Here is a 7,153-nt window from a genome sequence, read left to right as displayed (position 1 = left end):
CCGTGATCGAGCGCGAGGTATTCAAGACGCCCGGCGCCGGCGTGGCGATGGAAATGTACAATCTCGATGACTCGATCCGGGAATTCGCCCGCGCATCGCTCAACTATGGTCTGGCGCGCAATTATCCCGTCTATCTTTCGACCAAGAACACCATCCTCAAAGCCTATGACGGACGCTTCAAGGATATTTTCCAGGAGGTGTTCGACGCCGAGTTCAGAACCGAATTCGAAAAACGCAAGATCACCTACGAGCACCGCCTGATCGACGACATGGTTGCGAGCGCGCTCAAATGGCCGGGCGGCTACGTGTGGGCCTGCAAAAACTACGACGGCGACGTGCAGTCCGATACCGTCGCCCAGGGCTTCGGTTCACTCGGATTGATGACCAGCGTGCTGATGTCGCCGGACGGCAAGACGGTCGAGGCGGAAGCCGCGCACGGCACCGTCACGCGCCATTATCGAGAGCATCAGAAAGGCCGCGAAACGTCGACCAACGCCATCGCATCGATTTTCGCCTGGACACGCGGACTGGCGCATCGCGCCAAGCTCGATGGCAATGAAGCACTGCTGAAATTCTCGCAAACGCTCGAGAAGGTGTGTGTCGCGACTGTCGAAGCGGGTTACATGACGAAGGATCTAGCTTTGCTCGTCGGGCCCGAGCAGAAGTGGCTGTCGACGACCGGCTTCCTCGACAGGGTCGACGCGAACCTCAAAGCGGCGATGGCGAAAGCGGCGTGAGGCGACGTCCAATCGTCGCCGACGCCGCTTCGGCGCTTATTTCTTTTGCTCGGCGATCTGCTGATCGACCTGGGCCTGCATCTTCGCCGTCATGACATTGAAGTCGTTTTTGAGTTTGCTGCAGGGTTCAGCGGCGCCGTCGCAGACAACCGACATCTTGATGACGAGATTGCCGCCCTCACGCACCGGCTTTCGGCAGACTGCCGCCGGATAGGCAGGGTGCCCCTTGACAGTAAATGTGTACATGACCGAGGCGTTCTTCTCGTCGTCGCTAAAAGCGACGTAGTCGATGCTCTTATAGACCTGCTTCAAGCCGGGCTTCGTCGAATAGCGCTGGATCAGCTCTTCGGCTTTGCCTGTCGGATCGCCGCAAAACTCCTCGGCTTTGGTGACTGTTGGACCGGCGGCCGGCATCGGCGTTGGGGCGACCTTTACGATCGCATCGTCGGCCATCGCAGGAAGTGCCATTGCGAGACAGAGCGCAAAGATCGGAGCGGCGAAACGCAGAGACGTGCAGGTCATGATGAGCGATCCTCGGATGATGCGATTTGGCCGCGTATATACCGGATATTTCCGACGGTCATTAGTGAAAAGCCAGCAAGGTAACGAACGGTATCGCGTCGCCAAGCAATCTGCTCAACCCGCCAGGCGTGCCTCGATGGCCCTGAGCGCTTCGCCCGCCTTGCTGCCATCGGGACCGCCTGCCTGCGCCATGTCGGGCCGGCCGCCGCCACCCTTGCCGCCAAGGGCCTCGGCGCCTGTCTTAACGAGATCGACGGCGCTCCACGTTGCCAGCAGATCGTCGGTGACGCCGACGGCGAGGCCGGCCTTGCCATCCTCCGTAACGCCGACGACCGCAACGATGCCGGAGCCAACCTGCTTCTTGCCGTCATCGATCAGGCCGCGCAAATCCTTCGGGTTGAGGCCCTGCACCGTGCGCGCCAGGAGCTTCACCTTGCCGACGCTGCGGACGGCATCGTCGTCGCCTGCCGGACCGTGAGCGTTGCCGCCGAGCGCCAGCTGACGCTTGGCGTCCGCCAATTGCTTCTCCAGCGTCTTCCTTTCCTCGACGAGGCTTTTGACGCGGGCGACCAACTCCTCGGGGCGCGTTCGAAGCACGCCGGCGGCGTCCTTGACGCGCTGGTCCTGCTCGTCGAGATAGGCTCGCGCGCCTTCGCCCGTCAGTGCTTCGAGGCGGCGCACGCCCGCAGCGCTGGCGCTTTCGCCGACGATACGAATGAGGCCGATGTCGCCGGTGCGCGAGACATGCGTGCCGCCGCAAAGCTCGACGGACCAAGCCTTATTGGCGCCGGGCCGCGTGCTCCCCATCGATACGACGCGGACTTCATCGCCGTACTTTTCACCGAACAGCGCCATTGCGCCCGTGGCCCGCGCTTCGTCGAGCGCCATCAAGCGCGTGACGACCGGCGTATTCTCGATCAGCACGGCGTTCGCCATGTCCTCGACGGCCTTTATTTCCTCGGCCGACATCGGCTTGGTGTGGGAAAAGTCGAAGCGCAGACGATCAGGCGAGACGAGCGAACCCTTCTGCGCCACATGCGTTCCGAGCACCTGACGCAGCGCTTCGTGCAGAAGATGCGTTGCTGAGTGATTGGCCCGCGTCGCCAGACGCCGCGCGTGGTCGACTTCGAGTTCGACTGCATCGCCGGCTTTGAAACTTCCCGCTTCGACCTTGCCGATGTGGACGAACAGATCGCCGAGTTTCTTCTGCGTATCGGTGACGCGGAAAATCGCGCCTTTCGGCCCTTTGATGATGCCGGTGTCGCCGACCTGGCCGCCGCTTTCGCCATAGAACGGCGTCTGGTTCAGAACGAGCGCGCCTTCTTGGCCGGCTCTGAGGTTTGTCACCTCTTTGCCGCCAGAGACGAGCGCCGCGACGATGCCCTCCGCAGTTTCGGTGTCGTAGCCGAGGAATTCGCTGGCGCCGGTCTTGTCCTTGATCTCGAACCAAAATCCTTCCGTCGCCGCTTCGCCGGAGCCCTTCCAGGCGGCCTTCGCGGCTTCTTTCTGCTTTTTCATCGCGGTTTGGAACGCCGCCGTGTCGACGGTGATGCCGCGCGGCTTCAGCGCGTCTTCGGTCAAATCCAGCGGGAAGCCGAACGTGTCGTAGAGCTTGAACGCGACATCGCCCGAAAAAACCGCGCCCTTCTTCAAGCCCGACGAACTTTCGCCGAGAAGCTTCAGGCCGTTATCGAGCGTCCGTTTGAACTTCGTCTCTTCGAGCTTCAGCGTTTCGGTGATGATGGGTTGGGCACGCACAAGCTCCGGGTAGGCGTCACCCATTTCGCGAACGAGAGAAGGCACGAGGGTGTACATCAGCGGTTCGACGCAGCCGATCTGGTGGGCATAACGCATGGCGCGTCGCATGATACGGCGCAGCACGTAGCCGCGACCCTCGTTCGAGGGCAACACGCCGTCGGCGATCAGAAAGCTCGTCGAGCGCAGATGGTCGGCGATGACCCGGCGCGCGATGCGAAGAAATTCCGCGCCGCCATCGACGCCGGATTCTTTCGCACCGGCTTTGGCCGACTCCTGCCGGATCGTCTGGATAAGATTTACGAAGAGATCGATATCGTAGTTGTCGTGCTTGCCTTGCAGAACGGCCGCAATGCGCTCCAGCCCCATGCCGGTATCGATCGAGGGGCGCGGAAGATCAACGCGGTCGCCCGGAGCACGCTGCTCGAATTGCATGAACACGAGATTCCAAATCTCGATGAAGCGATCGCCTTCGGAGTCGGCGGAACCCGGCGGACCACCGGCAATCTTGTCGCCGTGATCGAAAAAAATTTCCGAGCACGGCCCGCATGGGCCAGTGTCGCCCATCTGCCAGAAATTGTCGGCGGTCGCGATGCGGATGATCTTGCTGTCGGGAAGGCCCGAAATCTTCTTCCAGATCGCGTAGGCCTCGTCGTCGGTGTGATAGATCGTGATCACGAGGCGCTTCTTGTCGAGACCGAATTCCTTCGTCAGGAGGTTCCAGGCAAGCTCGATGGCGCGATCCTTGAAATAATCGCCGAACGAAAAGTTTCCGAGCATCTCGAAGAAGGTGTGGTGGCGTGCCGTATAGCCGACGTTATCAAGATCATTGTGCTTGCCGCCGGCGCGGACGCATTTCTGCGACGATGCAGCGCGCGGAATGGCGCGCGTCTCTTGACCGGTAAAGACGTTCTTGAACTGCACCATGCCGGCGTTGGTAAACATCAACGTCGGATCGTTGCGCGGCACGAGCGGCGACGACGGTACAATCTCGTGCGCATTTCTGCCGAAGTAGTCGAGGAACGAGGAGCGAATTTCGCTGACGCCAGCCATGTCGTGCTTTCAAACCTTTCACGGCGATGCCCTTTCCGGACATGGCCTTTTCCCCGAACACGTTAAGGCCGCCGTTGTAGCGGCGGCCCCTTGACGTGTCCAGAAACGACGGGTGAGGCGGAAAGCGCGCCGGTCGCTCTCTTTAACGCTTGCCCTTGGCGGCCTTCTTCGAGCTCGTATCCTCGTCGGGCAGCACACCGTCTGCGTCCGGCTCTTCGCCGTCGTCTTCCCTGGCATCGGGGTCGAGCAGCAGCTTCTCGACGATGAGCCCGGCGTTCTCGCGGATGGCGCGCTCGAGCTCGACTGCGATCTTGGTATTCTCCCTCAGATACGACTTGGCGTTCTCGCGGCCTTGGCCAATGCGTTCGCCGTGATAAGAGAGCCACGCGCCCGATTTCTCGACCAGACCCGCCTTGACGCCGAGATCGATCAGCTCGCCGACTTTCGAGATGCCTTCACCGTACATGATGTCGAATTCGACCTGCTTGAAAGGCGGCGCCACCTTGTTCTTGACGACCTTAACGCGGGTCTGATTGCCGACCGACTCTTCGCGTTCCTTGATCTGGCCGATGCGGCGAATGTCGAGGCGCACGGACGCATAGAATTTCAGCGCGTTGCCGCCCGTCGTCGTCTCGGGGTTGCCGAACATCACGCCGATCTTCATGCGGATCTGATTGATGAAGATCACCATCGTATTCGACTTGGAGATCGAGCCCGTTAATTTGCGCAACGCCTGGCTCATCAAGCGCGCCTGCAGACCCGGCAAGCTATCGCCCATTTCGCCTTCGAGTTCGGCTTTCGGCGTGAGCGCGGCGACCGAGTCGATGACGAGCACATCAACCGCACCCGAGCGAACCAGCGTGTCGGTAATTTCAAGGGCCTGTTCGCCGGTGTCCGGCTGCGAGATCAACAGATCTTCGACCTTGACACCGAGCTTTCTGGCGTACTGCGGATCGATCGCATGCTCGGCGTCGATGAAGCCGCAAATGCCGCCCTTCTTCTGGGCTTCGGCCACGACCTGCAAAGCCAGCGTCGTCTTGCCCGAACTTTCCGGTCCATAAATTTCGATGATACGGCCCTTCGGCAGACCGCCGATGCCGAGTGCGATGTCGAGACCGAGCGAGCCGGTCGAGATCGCCTCGATGTCGACCAGCTTCTCATTGGCGCCGAGGCGCATGATCGAGCCCTTGCCAAAGCTCTTGTCGATCTGCGCGAGTGCCTGCTCCAGCGCCTGCTTTTTATCCATTTTGCCCCCTTCGAGCACCGTGAAGTCTGATCGGTCCATCGTCGTCACCCTCAATCCCTATGGCAAGCGCCCTGCGCCTACAATTACCGATCGTGTACTTGATTTGTTCCAAATCGTCAATCCTGCTTTGTTCCCTACTCACTGCCGGCGCTTCATACGCCGAGAGGCATCAATTGTTCCGATCGTTCATACGCAATCTTTACAGCGTTCAGTCAGCGTGTGCGGCCAATGTGTGGCGGGTACTGCGTATGTCAGCACTTGTAAATGCACTTATCGAAGGCCGGCGTGAGCGGTTACTTCTGTGCTTTCTTTGGTGCGCCCTGTTTTCCTCTCTTCTCGGTATCGGGTACGGCTTCATTGTCTGGCAGGTCAGCAGCTATATCCGTCACGACCAGGAGGCAGAGCTAAGCCGCATCGCTCAAATCCGGCAAAATGCCGTGTCCGCGTTGCAAAGGCTGCAGCGCGAAGCCACCGCACCCCGATGTTCGCGCCTCTTCTTTGCACAACTGCAGACCGTGGCCTTTCTGCCGGACGGATTGAATGAATTCCTCTATGCGCCGCACGGTATCGTCAAATGCAGCACCAGCCATTCTAAGTTCGACATCCCCGTTTCCTTGGGTGAGCCCGACATCAAAGGGAATGGACCAGTAGATCTAGATCTGTGGCTCTATCGCGATCTGGAACCCATCGGACTCCCTGGCGCGACGGGCAACTTTGCAAAGCTGGGCTCGTTCGCAGTGGCAATCCCGCCCTACTCCGGTTACCGCAACGGTGCGAACTGGCTGGAGAAAGAAATCGTTGCCGTCGGACCGAAAGGACAGCTTTGGTACGTTGCCGGCGAGCCTGAAGTTTATCGGCGCGTTACACAACCGGCACATGTGAATTTAATTGGCCGTCTTACAACCGTAAGCAGCTGGCGTTGTGGTGGTCACCGGCTCCACTGCGTGGCATCTGAAGCGCGGCTTCTGGTTTGGGCGCGAGAATGGGGCACCATCCTTTCGTCGATTGCCATTCTCGCAGCACTCTTCGCATGGATATGTTCCATCAATATCGTTTCGTGGTTCAATCGCTATTGGTCGTTCGAGGCCCGCTTTTGCAGATACCTTTGCCCTCACTCCGTCGTCATCGCCTACCAGCCGGTCGTCGACTTGAAGTCTGGGAAAGTATCCGGATGCGAGGTGCTTGCCAGATGGCGCGATATAGACGGCACGATCGTCGCTCCAGATCGCTTTATCAACATCGTGGAGCGCACGGGCCACACGCTGGCGTTCACACAGATGGTCGCCGACAAGGCACACGAGGAACTCCGCGGACACCTCCCAGACGATCTGCCTCTGCAGATCAATTTCAATGTGTTTGCCAGTGATTTCGATAGCGAGACGCTTCTCCGGATTTTCTCGAAATTTGCCGGCCGGGATAGCCACCTCACCGTTGCCGTCGAACTCATCGAAAACGATCAGATCGATTTTGAGAAGGCGCAGCTTTCAGTCGAGGAGCTGGGGCGCGCCGGGATCAAGACGTACATCGACGATTTCGGCACGGGATACTCGAGCATCGAACGCGTAGCGCGGCTGGCGGTGCACGGAGTGAAGCTCGACCGTTCGTTTGCCATGTCACCACCAGACAGTGTTCTGGGCCGGATGCTTCTTCCGGTCATAGACATGATCAAGACCTCGGGGCACCTGATCGTTGTCGAAGGTGTCGAAACGGACGCTCGGCTCAATCTGCTGCGCACGACGGGCGTCGTGGATTACATCCAGGGATACGCGGTCTCGCGACCGGTCGGCATCGACGAGTTCATTGTGTTTCTCCGCACGTGTGGAAAGTCTGGCGGCGACAA

Annotated in this window: 5 protein-coding genes; 2 read left to right on the top strand and 3 right to left on the bottom strand. The window is 59.8% G+C overall.

Going from position 1 to position 7,153, the window contains the following annotated elements:
- The coding region (locus tag VN623_RS09060; protein ID WP_325570269.1) for an NADP-dependent isocitrate dehydrogenase at positions 1-737 on the top strand (737 nt) is incomplete at its 5' end.
- Between the two features lie 36 nt (positions 738-773).
- Here the strand turns inward: VN623_RS09060 and VN623_RS09055 are convergent.
- From VN623_RS09055 to recA, 3 genes are all read right to left on the bottom strand, one after another.
- Complete coding sequence (locus VN623_RS09055; RefSeq protein ID WP_325570268.1) at positions 774-1,259, bottom strand: hypothetical protein; 486 nt, start codon at positions 1,257-1,259, stop codon at positions 774-776.
- Positions 1,260-1,373: 114 nt separating this feature from the next.
- Positions 1,374-4,067, bottom strand: a complete 2,694-nt coding sequence (gene alaS, locus VN623_RS09050) for an alanine--tRNA ligase (protein ID WP_325570266.1) — start codon at positions 4,065-4,067, stop codon at positions 1,374-1,376.
- 142 nt (positions 4,068-4,209) lie between these two features.
- On the bottom strand, positions 4,210-5,352 hold the full coding sequence (gene recA, locus VN623_RS09045) for a recombinase RecA (protein ID WP_325570264.1): 1,143 nt from the start codon (positions 5,350-5,352) through the stop codon (positions 4,210-4,212).
- 20 nt (positions 5,353-5,372) lie between these two features.
- On the opposite strand from recA, the gene VN623_RS09040 reads away from it, so the two are divergent.
- Positions 5,373-7,153, top strand: a 1,781-nt coding sequence (locus tag VN623_RS09040) for an EAL domain-containing protein (RefSeq protein ID WP_325570262.1), incomplete at its 3' end; no start/stop codon positions are given.

The sequence above is a fragment of the Hyphomicrobium sp. genome, from assembly GCF_035572195.1.
In the GTDB taxonomy this organism is placed as follows: Bacteria; Pseudomonadota; Alphaproteobacteria; order Rhizobiales; family Hyphomicrobiaceae; genus Hyphomicrobium_B.
The sequence above is the reverse complement of the archived record's forward strand: the minus strand, read 5'-3'. Positions and strand labels throughout refer to the sequence as shown.